Source organism: Acidocella facilis ATCC 35904 (assembly GCF_000687875.1).
In the GTDB taxonomy this organism is placed as follows: Bacteria; Pseudomonadota; Alphaproteobacteria; order Acetobacterales; family Acetobacteraceae; genus Acidocella; species Acidocella facilis.
On record NZ_JHYG01000017.1, the window covers coordinates 25,881 to 41,743 of the forward strand.

Annotated in this window: 18 protein-coding genes and 1 tRNA gene; 7 read left to right on the plus strand and 12 right to left on the minus strand. The window is 65.1% G+C overall.

The window, feature by feature from the left end:
- Window positions 1-33 precede the first annotated feature (33 nt).
- A protein-coding gene (gene prfB / locus T331_RS0115045) for a peptide chain release factor 2 (protein ID WP_155992745.1) occupies window positions 34-1,165 on the plus strand; the annotation gives its coding sequence in 2 pieces (ribosomal slippage) (window positions 34-102 and window positions 104-1,165; 1,131 coding nt in all).
- A 164-nt stretch (window positions 1,166-1,329) separates the two neighbouring features.
- Here prfB and T331_RS0115050 read toward each other — a convergent pair.
- Window positions 1,330-1,788 (minus strand): Hsp20 family protein, encoded by a 459-nt coding sequence (locus T331_RS0115050; protein WP_008492720.1) that lies wholly within the window; start codon window positions 1,786-1,788, stop codon window positions 1,330-1,332.
- A gap of 224 nt (window positions 1,789-2,012) precedes the next feature.
- Here T331_RS0115050 and T331_RS19270 point away from each other — a divergent pair, with 224 nt between their 5' ends.
- Entirely contained in the window at window positions 2,013-2,894 is an 882-nt protein-coding gene (locus T331_RS19270) for a PrsW family glutamic-type intramembrane protease (RefSeq protein WP_051622416.1), read from the plus strand.
- A 107-nt stretch (window positions 2,895-3,001) separates the two neighbouring features.
- Here the strand turns inward: T331_RS19270 and cydC are convergent, their stop codons facing one another.
- Window positions 3,002-4,630, minus strand: coding sequence for a thiol reductant ABC exporter subunit CydC (gene cydC / locus T331_RS0115060; RefSeq protein WP_051622417.1), 1,629 nt, complete (start codon window positions 4,628-4,630; stop codon window positions 3,002-3,004).
- Window positions 4,627-6,312, minus strand: coding sequence for a thiol reductant ABC exporter subunit CydD (gene cydD / locus T331_RS0115065; protein ID WP_026440621.1), 1,686 nt, complete (start codon window positions 6,310-6,312; stop codon window positions 4,627-4,629). Before cydD ends, cydC begins: the two co-directional genes overlap by 4 nt.
- 77 nt (window positions 6,313-6,389) lie before the next feature.
- Between cydD and panC the strand changes: the two genes are divergently transcribed.
- Both panC and T331_RS0115075 read left to right on the plus strand, forming a co-directional pair.
- A complete protein-coding gene (panC, locus tag T331_RS0115070) occupies window positions 6,390-7,214 on the plus strand; it encodes a pantoate--beta-alanine ligase (protein WP_008492716.1) in 825 nt (274 codons plus the stop codon).
- Window positions 7,215-7,327: 113 nt separating this feature from the next.
- The gene (locus T331_RS0115075; RefSeq protein ID WP_008492714.1) at window positions 7,328-7,624 is read left to right on the plus strand and encodes a PilZ domain-containing protein; all 297 of its coding nucleotides are present in this window, start codon (window positions 7,328-7,330) and stop codon (window positions 7,622-7,624) included.
- A gap of 6 nt (window positions 7,625-7,630) precedes the next feature.
- Here T331_RS0115075 and T331_RS0115080 read toward each other — a convergent pair whose 3' ends face one another.
- The 5 genes from T331_RS0115080 to T331_RS18605 all read right to left on the minus strand — a co-directional run bounded on the left by T331_RS0115080 (window position 7,631) and on the right by T331_RS18605 (window position 11,051).
- Window positions 7,631-9,034 (minus strand): hypothetical protein, encoded by a 1,404-nt coding sequence (locus T331_RS0115080; protein ID WP_026440622.1) that lies wholly within the window; start codon window positions 9,032-9,034, stop codon window positions 7,631-7,633.
- Window positions 9,034-9,768 carry an ABC transporter ATP-binding protein gene (locus tag T331_RS0115085; RefSeq protein ID WP_026440623.1) on the minus strand — a complete coding sequence of 245 codons (735 nt, stop codon included), beginning with the start codon at window positions 9,766-9,768 and terminating at the stop codon, window positions 9,034-9,036. The genes T331_RS0115080 and T331_RS0115085 overlap by 1 nt, the downstream gene beginning before the upstream one ends.
- Window positions 9,769-9,924: 156 nt before the next feature.
- Complete coding sequence (locus T331_RS0115090) at window positions 9,925-10,389, minus strand: hypothetical protein (RefSeq protein ID WP_026440624.1); 465 nt, start codon at window positions 10,387-10,389, stop codon at window positions 9,925-9,927.
- A gap of 98 nt (window positions 10,390-10,487) precedes the next feature.
- Window positions 10,488-10,700 carry a hypothetical protein gene (locus T331_RS0115095; protein ID WP_026440625.1) on the minus strand — a complete coding sequence of 71 codons (213 nt, stop codon included), beginning with the start codon at window positions 10,698-10,700 and terminating at the stop codon, window positions 10,488-10,490.
- A gap of 12 nt (window positions 10,701-10,712) precedes the next feature.
- Window positions 10,713-11,051, minus strand: coding sequence for a hypothetical protein (locus tag T331_RS18605; protein ID WP_155992746.1), 339 nt, complete (start codon window positions 11,049-11,051; stop codon window positions 10,713-10,715).
- Between the two features lie 312 nt (window positions 11,052-11,363).
- Between T331_RS18605 and T331_RS20060 the strand changes: the two genes are divergently transcribed.
- Window positions 11,364-11,537, plus strand: coding sequence for a hypothetical protein (locus T331_RS20060; protein ID WP_155992747.1), 174 nt, complete (start codon window positions 11,364-11,366; stop codon window positions 11,535-11,537).
- Here the strand turns inward: T331_RS20060 and guaB are convergent.
- The 3 genes from guaB to T331_RS0115115 all read right to left on the minus strand — a co-directional run bounded on the left by guaB (window position 11,519) and on the right by T331_RS0115115 (window position 14,842).
- Window positions 11,519-13,015: an IMP dehydrogenase gene (guaB, locus tag T331_RS0115105; protein ID WP_026440626.1), complete on the minus strand. Its 1,497-nt coding sequence runs from the start codon at window positions 13,013-13,015 to the stop codon at window positions 11,519-11,521. The genes T331_RS20060 and guaB overlap by 19 nt on opposite strands.
- Window positions 13,016-13,112: 97 nt before the next feature.
- Entirely contained in the window at window positions 13,113-13,787 is a 675-nt protein-coding gene (locus T331_RS0115110; RefSeq protein ID WP_026440627.1) for an RlmE family RNA methyltransferase, read from the minus strand.
- The gene (locus T331_RS0115115) at window positions 13,784-14,842 is read right to left on the minus strand and encodes a Ppx/GppA phosphatase family protein (RefSeq protein WP_026440628.1); all 1,059 of its coding nucleotides are present in this window, start codon (window positions 14,840-14,842) and stop codon (window positions 13,784-13,786) included. Before T331_RS0115115 ends, T331_RS0115110 begins: the two co-directional genes overlap by 4 nt.
- 147 nt (window positions 14,843-14,989) lie before the next feature.
- Here T331_RS0115115 and T331_RS0115120 point away from each other — a divergent pair.
- A tRNA-Gln gene (locus T331_RS0115120) sits at window positions 14,990-15,063 on the plus strand.
- A 65-nt stretch (window positions 15,064-15,128) separates the two neighbouring features.
- Window positions 15,129-15,635 carry a DUF6538 domain-containing protein gene (locus T331_RS0115125; protein ID WP_322786143.1) on the plus strand — a complete coding sequence of 169 codons (507 nt, stop codon included), beginning with the start codon at window positions 15,129-15,131 and terminating at the stop codon, window positions 15,633-15,635.
- A gap of 1 nt (window position 15,636) precedes the next feature.
- Here the strand turns inward: T331_RS0115125 and T331_RS0115130 are convergent.
- The coding region (locus T331_RS0115130; protein WP_026440630.1) for an integrase core domain-containing protein at window positions 15,637-15,863 on the minus strand (227 nt) is incomplete at its 5' end.

The window sequence follows — 15,863 nt, forward strand, 5'->3', positions numbered from 1 at the left end:
CCAATTCCCCTGCCATGCGCGTATATCCGCGCAATGTCCGCTGAATCCATCCAACTGAATGAGCAGATCGGCCGCTCGGTCGCCCTGCTGAGGAGGCATCTTTGACTGGGATGCCGCAGTCCTAAAGCTCGCTGAGCTGAACCACCGGGCCGAAGACCCGAATCTCTGGAACGATGCGGAGGCCGCCCAGGCGGTGATGCGCGAGCGCAACCGCCTCGCCTCGATGGTCGATGGCGTCAACGCCATCGAAACCGAAACCAAGGACACGCTCGAGCTGATCGAGCTGGCCGAGGCCGAGGGCGATGAGGGTATGGTGAAGGATGGCCTGGCCACGCTGGAGCGCCTGGCCGCCACCGCCAAGGAGAAGGAGATCGAATCCCTGCTCTCCGGCGAGGCCGATAGCCGCGATGCCTTCATCGAAATCAATGCCGGCGCCGGCGGCACCGAAGCGCAGGATTGGGCGCAGATGCTGGCGCGCATGTATCTGCGCTGGGCCGAGCGCAAGGGCTTCAAGACCGAGATCATGGAAGAATCCGAGGGCGAACAGGCCGGGATCAAATCCATGACCATCCAGATCTTCGGCACCAACGCCTATGGCTGGCTGAAGACCGAAGCCGGGGTGCACCGGCTGGTGCGCATCTCGCCCTTCGATGCCAACGCCAGGCGCCAGACCAGCTTCGCCTCGGTCTGGGTCTATCCGGTGGTCGATGACACGATCGAGATCGAGATCAACCCGGCCGACTTGAAAGTGGACACGTTCCGCGCCTCCGGTGCCGGCGGCCAGCACGTGAACAAGACCGAATCGGCGATCCGCATCACCCATATCCCGACAGGCATCGTCGTCGCCTGCCAGACCGACCGCTCCCAGCACCGCAACCGCGCCACCGCGATGAACATGCTGAAAGCGCGGATGTATGAGCAGGAGCTGCAGAAGCGCGAAGCCGCCTCCGCCGCGACCGAGGCGGCGAAGACCGATATCGGCTGGGGCCACCAGATCCGCTCTTACGTGCTGGCCCCGTACCAGCTGGTGAAGGATCTGCGCAGCAACCACGAAAGCGGCAACCCGGCCGCGGTGCTGGATGGCGCGCTGGACCCGTTCCTGGCCTCCTCGCTCGCCGCACGGGTGGGTGCCACGCGCTCCGAAGCCTCGGCGATGGCGGAATAAAAAGGGGCCGAAAGGCCCCTTTCATTTGCAAAAGTTTTTTGCGCCGCTCTTTTTCAAAAAAGCGGCAAAAACGCGGGGGCGGCGGCACGAAAGCCGTCACAACCCCATATCTTCGTGGGGACTTTTTGAAAAAAGTCCCCACACCCCCAAAAACTTTTGCTCCGTTACGCGGCGTGCGGCAAAGCCGGGGCTTCAACCGTCTGCGGCGCAGACTTGGCGGTGACGATCTCGATGCGGCGCGGCTTGGCGCTTTCCGGTATCACCCGGCGCAGGCTCACATTCAGCAAGCCGTTATTCAGCTCCGCCCCATCCACCACCATATGCTCGGCCAGCACAAACCGGCGCTGGAACGCCCGGGTGGCGATACCGCGATGCAGGAACTCGCCCTTCGCCTCCTCGGCCAGATGGCCGGCGACCAGAAGCGCGTTATCCTTCACCGTGACCTCGATATTTTCCGGCGCGAAACCGGCAACCGCAAGGCTGACCCGATAGGAATCTTCCCCGGTTTTTTCGATATTGTAAGGGGGATAGCTGGCGGAATCCTGCGGCAGCGTGTCCACGAGCCGGGCGAGACGATCAAACCCGACGGCGGTACGGAACAAAGGCGCGAAATCATAGGTCATGTGTAACCTCCTTCAAAAGCAAGGTCGAAAAAACATCTGTTTTGAACAGCTCCTGCGATCCCCGAAACGGCGAACCGTATGAGCGCCCGGCCCCTCATCGAGGCGACCGCGCATCGGATATAATAAGCGTTTTTTTGCGCGCTTCAAGAAAAAATGAATAGCGGGCGATTGCGCAAACCGACGCAACATCCTTCTATCGCGCAACAATCCGCAACCGAGGCGCCATGCTGAGCCTGTTCATCGCCGCCCTGCCCGCCTTGTTCATCTGGGAAATCGCCTCGATCAAGGTGAATGTGCGGCTGCCGAAGACAACGCGCAAGCGCATGTTCAAGCTCGGCGCGCGCTTCGCCATCCTGGCTCTGATCATCGAAATCCTGGAAGGGCTGGTGCCGGAGAGTGGCCTCTCCCCGGTGGCGCATGCGGCGGTGGGCGCCCTGCTGCTGGCCGCGGTGCCGGAGGAGCTGGTGAAATTCGCCGCCGTCAGCCGCTTCGGCAAGAAAGAGCTGAACGAGATCGGCCCCGGCATCGCCATTCTCATCGCGGTGGGCTGCTCGCTCGGCTTCGCGGTGCTGGAGAACAAGCTCTATGTGGTGCATGGCGGCTTTGGCGTCTGGCTGGTGCGCGCCGTCACCGCCGTGCCGATGCACGCGATTTTTGGCTTCACCATGGGCAGCTTCATGGCCCTGGCCTGGCAGCAGAAAGGCGGCGCCGACAGCCGGCTGATCCTGCTCGCCCTGATCGTGCCGATCAGCTTCCATTTCTCTTATGATTTCCTGCTCAACCTGCATCATGAGCTGCCGCGCCTGCGCTGGCCGATGCAAATTCTGCCGCCGGTGATGCTGGTGGAAGGCATTTTTGCCCTGGTCCTCACCAACCATGCGGTGAACGGCAAAACCGCGCTTTATGGCCATCGCGATCCGGTGGATGCCAGCGGTCACCGCGCGCTGGTCTTCTCCGCGGTGATGCTGGCGCTGACCGTGCTGGTGCTGGCCGTCGCCTTGCATTTCCCCGGCGCCCATGGGCTGCTGATGTGCGCGGCACTGCCGCTGGTGTTCACGCTGGATATGGGGCTGGTCGCGATGGCCAGGGCGAATGGATATGCGTGATGGACGTTTTGGGTTTTAAGGCGTCTCTCAACAAGCCCCGGCGTTTTTCGCCGCTTTTTTGAAAAAAAGCGGCACCAAAAAACTTTTGTAATTTTTATAACAACACTTTACCCAGCCGCGGCCACCAGCGTACCGCCGGTAAAGCGCCAGATCCGGTCCAGATGCTCCACCCCGGTCAGACGATGCAGGATCAGCAGCACGGTGCGGCCCTCCGTCGCGGCATTGAACACCCGGAAGAATTCCTGCTCGGTCGCCGCATCCAGCCCGGCGCAGGGCTCGTCCAGCAGAATGATCGGCGCGTCCATCAGCAGCGTGCGGGCCAGCGCCAAACGCCGCCCCTGCCCGCCTGAGAGCGTCGTCCCGCCTTCACCCAGCCAGCTCTCCAGCCCCTCCGGCAGCGCCCGCACCACATCCGCCACCTGCGCCGCCTCAAGCGCCGCCCAGAGCCGCGCCTCGTCCGCTGTGGGATCGCCCAGCAGCAGATTATTGCGGATGCTGTCGGCAAATAGATGCGTGGTCTGGCCGAGATAGGCAATGCGATGGCGCAGCGCCTCCGCCGGCAGCTGCGCGATATCCACCCCGCCAAAACGGATCTGGCCCGAGACCGGCTTGATCAGCTTCAGGATCATCGCCGCGATGGTGGATTTCCCCGCCCCTGACGGCCCCAGAATCGCCGTACGCGAGCCCTCCGGCAGCTGCAGAGAGAGGTTTTCGAACACGAAGGGCCGGTCCGCGCCGTAGCGGAAGCTCACATGCTCGAAGGCGATGGCGTTGCGCGTCGGCATCGCCATCGGCGTTGCCGGCTCGGGCACCGGTGCTGGCGCATCCGCCGCCTGCACCACCCGAACCGCCGCCATCTTCGCCTGGCCATAGAGCAGCCCGGCGCGCGGCAGGCCGATCACCGCCTCAAAGCCAGCCGTCAGCACCAGCACCGCGGCCACCGCCTCGATCGGCAGGCCGAAAAACCCGAGAATGATCGCCAGCAAAATGCCGGCCTGGGCGGCGATGAAAGCGATGGCGTTCAGCCGCGCCCCCTCCCCCACCAGCTCGCGCTGGGCGGCCAGAAGCTGCGCCTCGCGCGCCTGCACCTCAGCCAGCATACGGCCCTCAGCGGCAAAGATTTTCACTTCCCGCAAACCATGCAGCGCATCCAGGGCGGCGGTGCGCAAGCCGGCCATCGCCAGCCCGGCCTTGGCCGCATTGGCCTGCGCCGCCCGTGCCGCGCGCCAGGGTAGGTAGAAGGCGACAAACGCAAAGGGCAGCAGCGCCAGCACCGCCAGCCCATGCTCGGCCCACAGCACCCAGCCCAGCACCGGCAGCAGCACCACAGCGCTCAGCAGCGGCACGAAAATCCGCAGGAACAGCCCGTCCAGCGTGTCGACATCATTCACCAGCCGCGACAGCGCATCGCCCGAGCGGCGCAGCCCCAGCCCGCCGGCGGCACTGCGCGCCAGCCCGCGAAACAGCCAGATCCGCAAATCCCCCAGCGCCCGGAAAATCGCCTCATGCCCGACCACACGCTCGCCATAGCGCAACAGCACCCGCGCCACGCCCATCCAGGAGAGCAAAGCCGGCACCGTCAGCGCGAAGCCGGCGATGGCCAGCGCCAGCGCATGGCCGGAGAGGCCCATCATGGTGATCGCCGCCAGCAGCGCCGCCACCGCCAGCAGCACGGCCAGCGCCAGCCAGCCCGGATGACGCAGCCAGAGGCCGGTGACGCGCGACAGCGGGCTCATGCCTGCGCCCCCCGCCAGCTGGCATAGCGCAAGGCATCGAGATCCACCCGCTTGGCACCGATGGTCTTGGCGAGATCCAGCGCCTGGGTGGAATGGGTGGCCAGCACCACGGTACGCCCGGCGGCGAGATGCTTCAGGCTTTCCAGAATATCGCGCTCCACGGCAGGGTCGAGATGCGAGGTCGGCTCATCAAGCAGCAGCAAGGGGGCATCCTTCAGAAAGGCGCGGGCGATGGCGATGCGCTGCGCCTGCCCGCCGGAAACACCGAACCCGCCCTCGCCCAACGGCGTGCGCACACCTTGCGGCAGTGCCGCCACCAGCTCCTCCAGATGCGCGTTGCGGATGGCATCCTTCAGCTCATCCTCGCTCGCGGCGGGGTTGGCGAAGCGGATATTCTCTTCGATCGTCCCGGCGAAAATCACCGGCTTCTGGCCGATCCAGCCCAGCATCCGGGTGCGCGCCGCCGGCACCAGATCCTCCAGCACCGCGCCATTGATGGTGATGCGCCCACCCTGCGGCGCCAGAAAGCCCAGGATGAGGTCGATGATGGTGGATTTGCCGGTGCCCGAGGCGCCGGTGAGCAGCAGCATCTCGCCGCGCCCGACCTTGAAGGAGAGATCCTCAACCACCGGCCGCGCCGGGTGCCAGCCATAGGTGACATGCTCGAAGGCCAGCGTGACCCCCTGCGCGGCGACGGAGCGTATATCGACCGGCGGCACCGGGGCCGGCGCATCCGGCAGGGTGGAAAGCTCCTCCGCCACCGCCTCCACCGCCATGCGGTCGCCATAAACCGCCGAGAACGCGCGCAGAGGCGCGAAAAACTCCGGCACCAGCAGCACCAGGAACAGAGCCGTCGGCGCCAGCTCATGTGCGCCGTGCAAGGCCGGGGCGAACCGCACCACGATCAAAATCAAAGCCGCCGCCGCCGCCAGATCCAGCGCCGTGGAGGACAGGAAGGCCACCCGCAGCACCCGCATGGTGCGCTCCCGCAACTCCCGCGCCGCACCGGCCAAAGCCCGCGCCTCATCCTCGCTGCGCCCGGCCAGCACGATCGTGGAAATGCCGCGAATGCGGTCCATGAAGCGCACCTGCAGCCGGGTCATCGCCAGAAACTGCTTCTTCGCGGCGATGCCCGCACCGATCCCCGCCACCGCCATGGCAAAGGGCACGAACAGCCCGGCGAGGATGAGGATCAGCCCGCTGCGCCAATCCAGCAGCAGCGCCACCAGCCCGATCAGCCCCGGCCCGATGATCGCCATGCCGGTGGCGGGCACCCAGCGGGCGTGAAACCCGTCCATCGCCTCCACCCGGTCCACCGCGCTGGCGGCCAGCTCGGCCGAATGGCGCCCGCGCAAGCCCGCCGGCCCCAGCGCCAGCAGCGCGCTCAGCACCTGGCCGCGCAGCCGCCGGCGGGCCGCGGCCCCCAGCTCGAAATTGCCGCGCTCATTGCGCAATTGCAGCCCCGCGCGCGCCAGCACCGCCAGCGCGAAGACCAGCCCAGCGATGCTGGCTGAAATCCCGCCGCGCTGCACATGCAGCAGCGAGGCCAGCAGCCGTGCCGCCGCCCCGGCCTGGATGATGCCGCAGACCACCCCCAATCCGCCGAAGAGAAACGATAAATTCGCCGCACGAAACCCAAGTTTTTGTTCAGATTTTATCCAGGGTTTCGTGGCACTATTCATGGCGTTCTATCTAGCCTCCCCTCCCCAGCTTGCCCAGGGCTGGACGAGTGACAAAAAATGTTGAAAAGCCGCGCCAAATGATCATCGCCAGGACTCTCGAAGAGCTCACCGCCGCCCGCGCCACGCTGGGCGATGTCGGTTTCGTCCCCACCATGGGCGCCCTGCATGCCGGGCACCTGAAGCTCGTGGAGGCGGCGCGGGAAGCCGACCTTACCCCGGTTGCCAGCATTTTCGTCAACCCGACCCAGTTCGGCCCGAAGGAGGATTTCGCCCGCTATCCGCGCGATGAGGCCGGGGACATCGCCAAGCTCGAAGCGGCCGGCTGCAAGCTGGTCTGGATGCCTGGCGTCGAGGAGATGTACCCGGCCGATGCGGCGACGAGCATCCATGTCGCCGGCCCCAGCCAGCGCTGGGAGGGCGCCACCCGCCCCGGCCATTTCAACGGCGTGGCCACTGTGGTGGCCAAGCTATTCGGCCAGATACGCCCGCAGGCGGCGTTTTTCGGCGAGAAGGACTGGCAGCAGGTGCAGGTGGTGCGGCGGATGGTGGCGGATCTGCTGCTGCCGGTGCGCATCGTCCCGGTCCCCACCGTGCGCGAGGCGGATGGGCTCGCGCTGTCCTCGCGCAACGCCTATCTCAGCCCCGAGGAGCGCCGCGCCGCGCCAAAGCTGCACGCCGCCCTGCAGCATGCGGTGAAATATCTGCAACAGGGCAAGGAGCCGGCCGCAATTCTGCATCACACCCGCATGGAGCTCGCCGCCGCCGGCATGGTGCCCGATTATGTGGCGCTGGTGCAGGCGCAGACGCTGGAGCCGATCGCCGCACTGCAGACGCCGGCACGGCTGATCGCCGCAGCAAAACTCGGGCATGTCCGCCTGTTGGATAATCTGCCGATCGGCTAACAAAACTAACTATCATTTAACACCCTGGAAACAAGCGGATCATCCACAATCCGCTTGCGCGACTCTGTGTTTGCATGTAGGCCAACCGTCTCAACATCCAGGCCTTTCCTGCAATGTCAAAGCTGCCGCCGCCCGATGCGCTGAAACCCGAAGATAAACGCAAGGAGCCGCGCCAGCGCGTGCTCGGCCGGGCGAAACTCTATGTCGGCATGTTCAGCCCTACCGTCTATGATTGCCTGATCATGGAATATTCGGACAATGGCGCGCGGATCGAGACCAGCGCCGTGGTGCAGGTGCCGGATCTGTTCAAGATCCAGGTCGGCGAACAGCCGGCACGCCGGGCGCGCCGGGTCTGGAGCCGGGGCAATGCCGTCGGGCTGGAATTCCTGGACCCGCCGCCCAACGAATAACCGCCTTCAGACGAACGTCACCACCAGCCAGGCCGCCAGCGCCCAGCCGGCGCTGATCGATACCCCCAGAACCAGCCCCAACAGCGTGCCGACCTGAGTTTTGCCAAAGGCCGCGCGGCTGAGCGGAATCGGCAGTCGGCGCCCGAGCCAGAGATTGCTGGCCAATGCCCCCGCCACCCCCAGCAGCATGACCGGCGCCAAAGCCGGGCCTTTCACCAGCACCGCCACAACCGGCAGGCCGATAATCGCCAAAGCCGTCTGGGCGCAGACCAGATACGCCGCACGGCGCGGCGCCCGCGCCGCCACCGGGGCCGACGCGATGAGGGCCGGCATGTCGTTCATCTGTGCCAGCACCGAGATGAAGAACAGCCCGAGCTGCCCAGCCAGAAACACCAGCAACGGCACCGTGACCGCCAGCCCGATCACCACCTTGCCGAGCAAAATCGCCACCACCGGGATCAAGGTGAGGGAACGATAGGCGATCTGCGAGACCAGCCCGGGAAAGCGTGCCAGCAGCCGGCGGTCCTTCGCCATCAGGCTGGAAAAGGCGCTGTGCCGGAACCGCGCCTGCTGCGCCCCCTCCCGCCCCGCCGGCCGGTAGCTGGCGGCACTGATCGCCCCGCGCGCGAACGGCCCGGCCAGGAACACCCAGACCAGGCAGAACACCAACGCCGCCAGCGCCAGCGCGGCCAGCAGCGGCCCTGGCTGACCCAGCACACCGCGCGCGAACAGATAAGCCAGCCCGCCCCCGCCAGGCCCCGGCAGCAGCCCGGACCAGAACCCCGCCAGCGCCGCGTGCGGCACGAAATGCGGGGTCTGGCCGAGAATGAAGATGCCGACCCCGGTGAACAGCGCCAAAGAATGTCCGGCCCGGCGCGCCGCCATCGGCCCGATCCGCCCGACCAGCACCACCACCAACGCGAAGGCCAACGCCGCCACCACCAGCGCCTCGGCCAGCAGCATCGGATAGACCGCGAGCGCCCAGAGCTGCCCGAAAATGATCAGCCCGTTGGCCAGCATCCCCGCCAGCAGCAGCCAGGGGGCGAGGATGCTCAGCGCCACGCCCAACATGCGCACCGCCAGCACCCGGTTGGGCGCAATCGGCGAGGCGAGCAGGAAATCCGCGTCGCCGCGGGCATAGAGCACGTCGATGCAGGCCATCATCGCGCGCGAGAACATCAGCACGAAGAGGAACGCGAGATTGATGTTGAGCGCCAGCAGCATGATCTCCGGCGCCACCGGATGGCGCATGATCAGATGCCCCACCAACACACCGAAAGCCTGGAACATCAAAATCACGATGCTCGCCGGCACCAGCACATAGCGATGGGTGCGCACGAGAATGGAGCCGCGCCACAGCACTTTCAGCTCATGGCGCAGCAGCCAGAGAAATCCGGGCGGCTTGAACATCAGCCGGCAGTGAGCTGGAGAAACACATCCTCCAGCGTGCCGCTCTCAAACCCGGCATGGCCGCGCAACGCCTCCAGCCCGCCCTCGGCCACAAGCGTCCCGCCAGCGAGAATGCCGATGCGGCTGGCCAGCCGCTCTGCCACTTCCAGAATATGGGTGGTGAGAATAATCGCCGCGCCATTCTCGACATGTCTGGTCAGCAGATTTTTCACCAAACGGGCGGAGCCGGCATCCAGCCCGGTGAAGGGCTCATCCAGCAACAGAAATTTCGGATCATGGATCAACGCGCCGGCTAGCACGGTCTTCTGCTTCATGCCGCGCGAAAACCCCTCACAGCGCTCGGCCCGGTGCGGCCAGAGGCCCAGCAGCTCCAGCAGCTCATCGGCCCGGCGGCGGGCCAGCTCCGGCGGCACCTGCCAGAGCCCGGCGATGAATTCCAGATATTCCAGCGGGCTCAGCTTGTCGTAAAGCAGTGGCTCATCCGGCAGCCAGGCCATGATCGCCTTCGCCCCCAGCGGGTCTTTTACCACGTCGCGCCCGAACACCTCGATGCGCCCGGCATCGGGCGGGGTCAGCCCGGCGATCATCCGCAATGTCGTGGTCTTGCCGGCGCCATTGGCGCCGAGCAGCGCGTAGAACTCCCCCGGGCGGATGGTCAGGGTCAGCCCCTCCACCACCTTGCGCCCGAAGGATTTACTCAAGCCCTGCGCATTCAGCGCCCATGCGGTCTCCATGCCGCCAGCCTACCGATGCGCGGCGGCGGCGGCCAGAGGCAATGACCTGAGCTTAGAGCAATATGTGTTTAGGTTGACGCGCCAGCGTCAAGATAAACACATGAAATTGCTCGCTAAAACAAAACTTAGAGCCATCAAGCTTTTAGCTTGATGGCTCTAAAGGCTCAGCTCCGGCGCATTGCTGCCCAGGATCTGCTGGATCGTCGCCTGCGCGCCCTGCAGGTCGTGCCGGCCGATCGCCTGGCGGGCCTGCTCGATCTGCACCACCACCGGATCCTGGCTCGGGTCATTGGCGCGCGTGGCCACGACACTGCGCTGCAGAATATTGGTCTCGGCGCGTTCCAGCGCCTCGTCTGCGGTGCCGGTCTGATGGTGCATGAGAGACTGGTTGGCGCTCATCAGCAGCATCGCCACATTCGCATCCGGGCCGACCTGAGGAGCCGGCGGCGTCGGCGCGATCGTGGATTTCGTATCCATGCCGTTGATGTTGCTGGCCTTGGGCGATAGCGGCAGCGAGGAGCGCGTGCCGATATCATTGCCAGGTCGCGCGCCGGTCATGCTCTGCGGCGCGCTCTGCGCCATCGCCAGCGGCGCCGCCAACAGCATCGCGCTGAAAATCATTGGTTTTGCCAAGCGCATTTGAAAGCTCCTGTTCATGAAACCAGCCGGGCGGCGAGCCGCCCAGCGTTTTCTAACGTTCCGTTAGATGAAGCCCAGCCTCACTGCGCCGGGACGGTGACCGCATGCGTGGTCTGGGTCGTCGTGGTGCTGCCGGGCGGCAGCATCGGCGCCGCCTGCGGCTGCACCTGGCCCGCGCTCTGCACCGTCTCGGTGGTCGTGGTCGTCGTCTGCGGCGGATTATCGGCGCAGGCGCTGAGCGCACCCGCCGCCACGATCATCGGAATCGCCAGCGCAATATTGAATTTTTTCATATCTCCGTCGCCTTAATCGTTGCCGGTTGTGGTCGTGGTCGTGGTCTTCTTCGAATAATAGGTCTGCGCCGGCACGCTGGTCGTCGTCGTAGTGCTGTCGGAGGCCGCGCCGTTCACGTTGCCGTAGGTGGTCTTGGTGGATTGGTAGGAATTACCATAACCATCCGTGGCCTTGGTGGTTTCCGTGGTGCTCAGCGTACCGGGGGCGGGCGGCACCACCGGGGCGGGCGCGCTCATCGCCGGCGCGCTTGTCGTGGTGGTGGTGCTCTGCGAGTAGGTGGCACTCTGCGCCAGCGCCATCCCGCCCATCATCAAACTCGCGGCCATGCCAGCCATAAAACCGAATTTCATGGTCATTCTCCTTGCTGTTGAGTTCGACCGGACCAACGCCGCCACACCATCGGGCAGGAAGCGGGTTCAAATAATCGAACCGGGATCACGATCTTTCGTTTAGCAAATCGAATCTGGGCGCTGAGTGAGGCGGAAAAAGGGCCGCGCGATTAAAGCGCGGCAAGCCGAATGTTAGAAATGCCGCGCCGGCCTCTGACATTCCGCCGGGCGCATCGCGCAAAGGCTTGCGCTTTCAACAAATTTTAAAAAGGCGCGAAACCGGCGCGAGATTTCTACCGGTTTCATGAAAGCCCATTCATCCGGAGGATGCCAATGAAAAAGCCGCCCGGAGGCGGCTTTTTCAGAAAGAGGTGGGGTGTTTTTGAAAAAACACCCCACCCCTCCGGCGGCTTTCCCCCGCCGCTGGGCGGCGGCGGAACCTTGGCCGCCTCCGCCCTCCAAAAACTTTTGCTTACAAAAGAAGTTTTTCAGCCTTCCTGGCGGTAATTCGGCGCCTCGCGGGTAATCGCCACGTCATGCACATGGCTCTCGCGCAGCCCCGCCCCGGTGATGCGGCGGAACTTGGTCTGGGTCTGCAGCGCCTCGATATCCGCGCTGCCGGTATAGCCCATGCCAGCCCGCAAGCCGCCGACCAGCTGATGCACCACCGCCGCCATCGGGCCCTTATAGCCCACCCGGCCCTCGATGCCTTCCGGCACCAGCTTCAGGCTGTCCTTGATCTCCTGCTGGAAATAGCGGTCGGCGGAACCACGCGCCATCGCCCCCAGCGAGCCCATGCCGCGATAGGATTTATACGAGCGGCCCTGATACAGGAACACCTCGCCCGGCGCCTCATCGGTGCCGGCCAGCATCGAGCCGACCATTACCGCATCCGCCCCCGCCGCCAGCGCCTTCACCATGTCGCCCGAGGCGCGGATACCGCCATCGGCAATCGCCGGCACCCCGGCCTTGCGGCAGGCGGCGGCGGTTTCCATCACCGCGGTGAATTGCGGCACGCCGACGCCGGCCACCACGCGGGTGGTGCAAATCGAGCCCGGCCCGATGCCGATCTTCACCGCATCCGCGCCGCTATCGATCAGCGCCTGCGCGCCTTCCGGGGTGGCGACATTGCCGGCGATGATCTGCACCGCATTGGAGGCCTGCTTGATCTTCGCCACCGCCTTCAACACCCCGTCCGAATGGCCATGGGCGGTGTCCACCACCACCACATCCACCCCGGCCTCAATCAGCGCCTCGGCGCGGGCCATGCCATCGGCGCCGACGCCGGTGGCGGCGGCCACGCGCAGCCGGCCCAGCTCGTCCTTATTGGCCAGCGGATAGGCCTGCGCCTTGTCCATATCCTTCACCGTCATCAGCCCCACGCAGTGGAAGGCCTCGTCCACCACCAGCAGCTTCTCCAGCCGGCGCTTATGCAGCAAGGCGCGCGCCTCCTCAGGAGACACCCCCGCCGTCACCACCGCCAGATTTTCGCGGGTCATCAGCTCATAGACCTTGGTGCTCAGATCCGTGGCGAAGCGCACATCGCGATGGGTGAGAATGCCGACCAGCTTGCCGTCGCGCTCCACCACCGGAAAGCCGGAGATGTTGTGCTGGGCCATCAGCGCACGGGCATCTTCAAGGGTCTGGTCGGGATAGATGGTCAGCGGATTGACCACCATGCCGCTCTCGAACTTCTTCACCTTGCGGACCTGGGCGGCCTGCTCCTCGATGGTGAAGTTTTTATGAATAACGCCGATGCCACCCTGCTGCGCCATGGCGATCGCCATTTGCGCCTCGGTCACGGTATCCATCGCCGCCGAGATCAGCGGGATGTTCAGGGAAATATTGCGGGTCAGCTTGGTCGCGGTTTTCACCGTGGCCGGGAGAACCTGGGAATAGCCAGGCACCATCAGCACGTCGTCGAAAGCCAGCGCCTCCGCGATCCGGTTGGAGAGTTCCGTGCTGTGTGAAAAATCCGATGCCATCGCCAATGCCCACCTATAGAGACCTTGGCGGCTCCCATTATCCGGCTCTCCCGGCCCGCGCAAGTCGCATGTGCCATGCGCGCCGGGCGTAAGCGGCCTATGCCGGCCGAAAGCCGGTGGCGACCACGTACATCTCCTTGGAATCCTTGCGGCTGGCCGGGGGCTTGGCGTGCTTCACGCTGCGAAACCGGGCTTTCAGCGTGTTCAACATGTCCTTCTCCGCCCCACCCTGGAACAATTTGGCGACGAAGGCGCCGTCCGGCGCCAGAATCTCGCAGGCGAAGGCCAAAGCCGTCTCGGCCAGGGCCATGATGCGGATATGGTCGGTGGCGACGTGGCCGGAGGTGTTCGGCGCCATGTCCGAAAGCACCAGATCCGCCTTGCCGCCAAGCAACGCGGTCAGCCGCGCCTCGATGCCCTCCTCCAGGAAATCGGCCTGGATGAAATCGGCCCCCGCCACCGGCTGGATCTCCAGCAGGTCGATGCCGACCACCTTGGCCGCCCCCCGCTCCAGCGCCACCTGGCTCCAGCCGCCGGGAGCCGCGCCCAGATCCAGCACCCGGCTGCCCTTGCCGATCAGTTTATATTTCTCATCCAGCTCGATCAGCTTGAAGGCGGCGCGCGAGCGCCAGCCGGCGGCCTTGGCGGCGGTCACGTAGGGGTCGTTGAGCTGGCGCTGCAGCCAGCGTTGCGAGGAGCTGGAGAGCTTGCGCGCATTCTTCAGCCGCACGGCATCCCGGCGGGGCGGCAGCTTGGAGGTCGGGTCGGTCATGCGTGCAGACGGGATTTATGAGCGTGCATGTCGCGCATCAGCCTCATCAACATGCCTTCGCGCAAGCCCCTATCGGCCACCATCAGCCGTGGCGCCTGCCATAATTCATGAATCGCGGCGAAAATGGCACAGCCGGGCAGCACGAATTCCACCCGCTCATGGCCGATGCAAGGATGGCGCGAGAGCCCTTCGCGCCCCAGCGCCCGGGCCTCGGCCAGCGCCTCATCGACCGCGCGGCGCGACAGCGAGACCCCATCCACCAGCCCGCGCTTATAGCGCTCCAGCTTCAGCGAGACCCCCGCCAGCGTGGTGACGGTGCCCGAGGTGCCGACCATCACCACCCCGCCGCGCCGGATTTCCTCGCCAATCCGATGCACCGCCTCGAACGGGCGCAGCATCGCGACGATATCCTCGGCCAGCCGGGAAAACCCCTCATTCTGGTAACAGGCGCCAGCGCAACGCTCGGAGAGCGTGACCACCCCCACCGGCAGCGAGAGATAGCCGATCAGCTCGGGATGCGGCCCGGCATCCAGCCGCACCCAGGCAATCTCGGTCGAGCCGCCGCCAATATCGAACAAAAGCGCCCGCCGCCCGGCGCGGCGCAGCAGCGGCGCGCAGCTCTCCACCGCCAGCTCCGCCTCCTCGCGCGGGTTGATGATCTCCAGCGGCAAGCCCGTGGTCTGGCGCACCCGGCGGACGAATTCATGGCCGTTTTCCGCCTGCCGGCAGGCCTCGGTGGCGATGGCGCGCAGCCGGATGGGGCCGTTCAGCTCATCCCCCGCGAAGCGCCGGACCCGCTCCGCACAGATGCTGAGCGAGGCGATGGCGCGCTCCATCGCCAGCTCGGAGAGCTGCCCGGTTTCATACAACCCTTCCCCCAGCCGCACGACTCGGGAGAAACTATCGAGAATATGAAAACCCTGCGCCGTCGGGGTGCCGACCAGCATGCGGCAATTATTGGTCCCGAGATCGATGCCCCCGAACACGGCGCGGCGTTTTCCCCGCCGGTGGGAAACCGGCCGCGTCGGCTGCGCGAGGGAGAACTGACTGGCCATACTCTATATATTCGCGGAATATCCCAGCGGAGCAAGACGCAAATCCGCCCCCCGCAAACCCGACCCGCAGATTTTGTGTTGATTGAATGACAGACCGGGCTTGCCCCCGCCAAATGGCGATGCTAGATGCTCGCCACCGATACCGCTTGGGGGATAGTTTAGCGGTAGAACTTCCGACTCTGACTCGGACAGCCTTGGTTCGAATCCAGGTCCCCCAGCCAAAAAATCGGTAACCTCATGAAAAGTAAGGTCTTACGCGGACGGCCCAGCCCGCAGGACCTGCTTTGTGCCCAATTGTTCCCACAAGTGTTCCCACATCACCCGCAAACGGCGCACGTATTACTACCGGCGGCGTCTTCCTGGTTCGCGTTTCGGTGAGGTATGGATCAACCTCAAGACGCGAAACTACAGGGAAGCCGAGTACCTTGCCGGGATGCTGGATGCTGAATTTGGACGGGCCTTACCGCAATTGCGAGACCGGGCCATGAGCGCGGAGGCAGAGATACAGGCCATCCTCAAGGCCAAGCTCAAGACCTTCCTGGACGAGGACCTGGAACGGCGGATGACCCGCAAGCCCTTCTCGGCTGTCTACGCGCACTGGTGGGAGATCGGGGACCCACAGACTTCCGACGAGGCAGACCTGTGGGCCATTCGGAACGCCCAGGACAGCCTGAGGCGAGACCTCGCGCAGAACAGCCCGGTAGAGATGGGGGACTATGCGGCTGCCCTGATTAAGGAGCGCGGCCTGCCTCCAGTGAACCGCTCCGGTTTTCCCGGAGGCTATTTGGTTTGAGTCACGCTGCCATGGACTGCTCTCGCAGCGCGGCGTAGTAGGGTTTCTCGGCTTCATCCGGCGACATGTAGCCTATGGGCTCCATGATCCGGCGATGGTTGAACCAGTCGACCCATTTCAGCGTGGCGTACTCGATCTCCTCAAAGGATCGCCAAGAGCCCCGCCTGTGGATGACCTCAGCCTTGTACAGGCCGTTGATCGTCTCGGCCAGGGCATTGTCGTAGCTGT

Coding starts and splice junctions, on each gene's coding strand:
- T331_RS0115050 (WP_008492720.1), bottom strand. CDS start 1,788: ATGACCTATGATTTCGCGCCTTTGTTCCGTACCGCCGTCGGGTTTGAT.
- T331_RS19270 (WP_051622416.1), top strand. CDS start 2,013: ATGCTGAGCCTGTTCATCGCCGCCCTGCCCGCCTTGTTCATCTGGGAA.
- cydC (WP_051622417.1), bottom strand. CDS start 4,630: ATGAGCCCGCTGTCGCGCGTCACCGGCCTCTGGCTGCGTCATCCGGGC.
- cydD (WP_026440621.1), bottom strand. CDS start 6,312: ATGAATAGTGCCACGAAACCCTGGATAAAATCTGAACAAAAACTTGGG.
- panC (WP_008492716.1), top strand. CDS start 6,390: ATGATCATCGCCAGGACTCTCGAAGAGCTCACCGCCGCCCGCGCCACG.
- T331_RS0115075 (WP_008492714.1), top strand. CDS start 7,328: ATGTCAAAGCTGCCGCCGCCCGATGCGCTGAAACCCGAAGATAAACGC.
- T331_RS0115080 (WP_026440622.1), bottom strand. CDS start 9,034: ATGTTCAAGCCGCCCGGATTTCTCTGGCTGCTGCGCCATGAGCTGAAA.
- T331_RS0115085 (WP_026440623.1), bottom strand. CDS start 9,768: ATGGAGACCGCATGGGCGCTGAATGCGCAGGGCTTGAGTAAATCCTTC.
- T331_RS0115090 (WP_026440624.1), bottom strand. CDS start 10,389: ATGATTTTCAGCGCGATGCTGTTGGCGGCGCCGCTGGCGATGGCGCAG.
- T331_RS0115095 (WP_026440625.1), bottom strand. CDS start 10,700: ATGAAAAAATTCAATATTGCGCTGGCGATTCCGATGATCGTGGCGGCG.
- T331_RS18605 (WP_155992746.1), bottom strand. CDS start 11,051: ATGAAATTCGGTTTTATGGCTGGCATGGCCGCGAGTTTGATGATGGGC.
- T331_RS20060 (WP_155992747.1), top strand. CDS start 11,364: ATGAAAAAGCCGCCCGGAGGCGGCTTTTTCAGAAAGAGGTGGGGTGTT.
- guaB (WP_026440626.1), bottom strand. CDS start 13,015: ATGGCATCGGATTTTTCACACAGCACGGAACTCTCCAACCGGATCGCG.
- T331_RS0115110 (WP_026440627.1), bottom strand. CDS start 13,787: ATGACCGACCCGACCTCCAAGCTGCCGCCCCGCCGGGATGCCGTGCGG.
- T331_RS0115115 (WP_026440628.1), bottom strand. CDS start 14,842: ATGGCCAGTCAGTTCTCCCTCGCGCAGCCGACGCGGCCGGTTTCCCAC.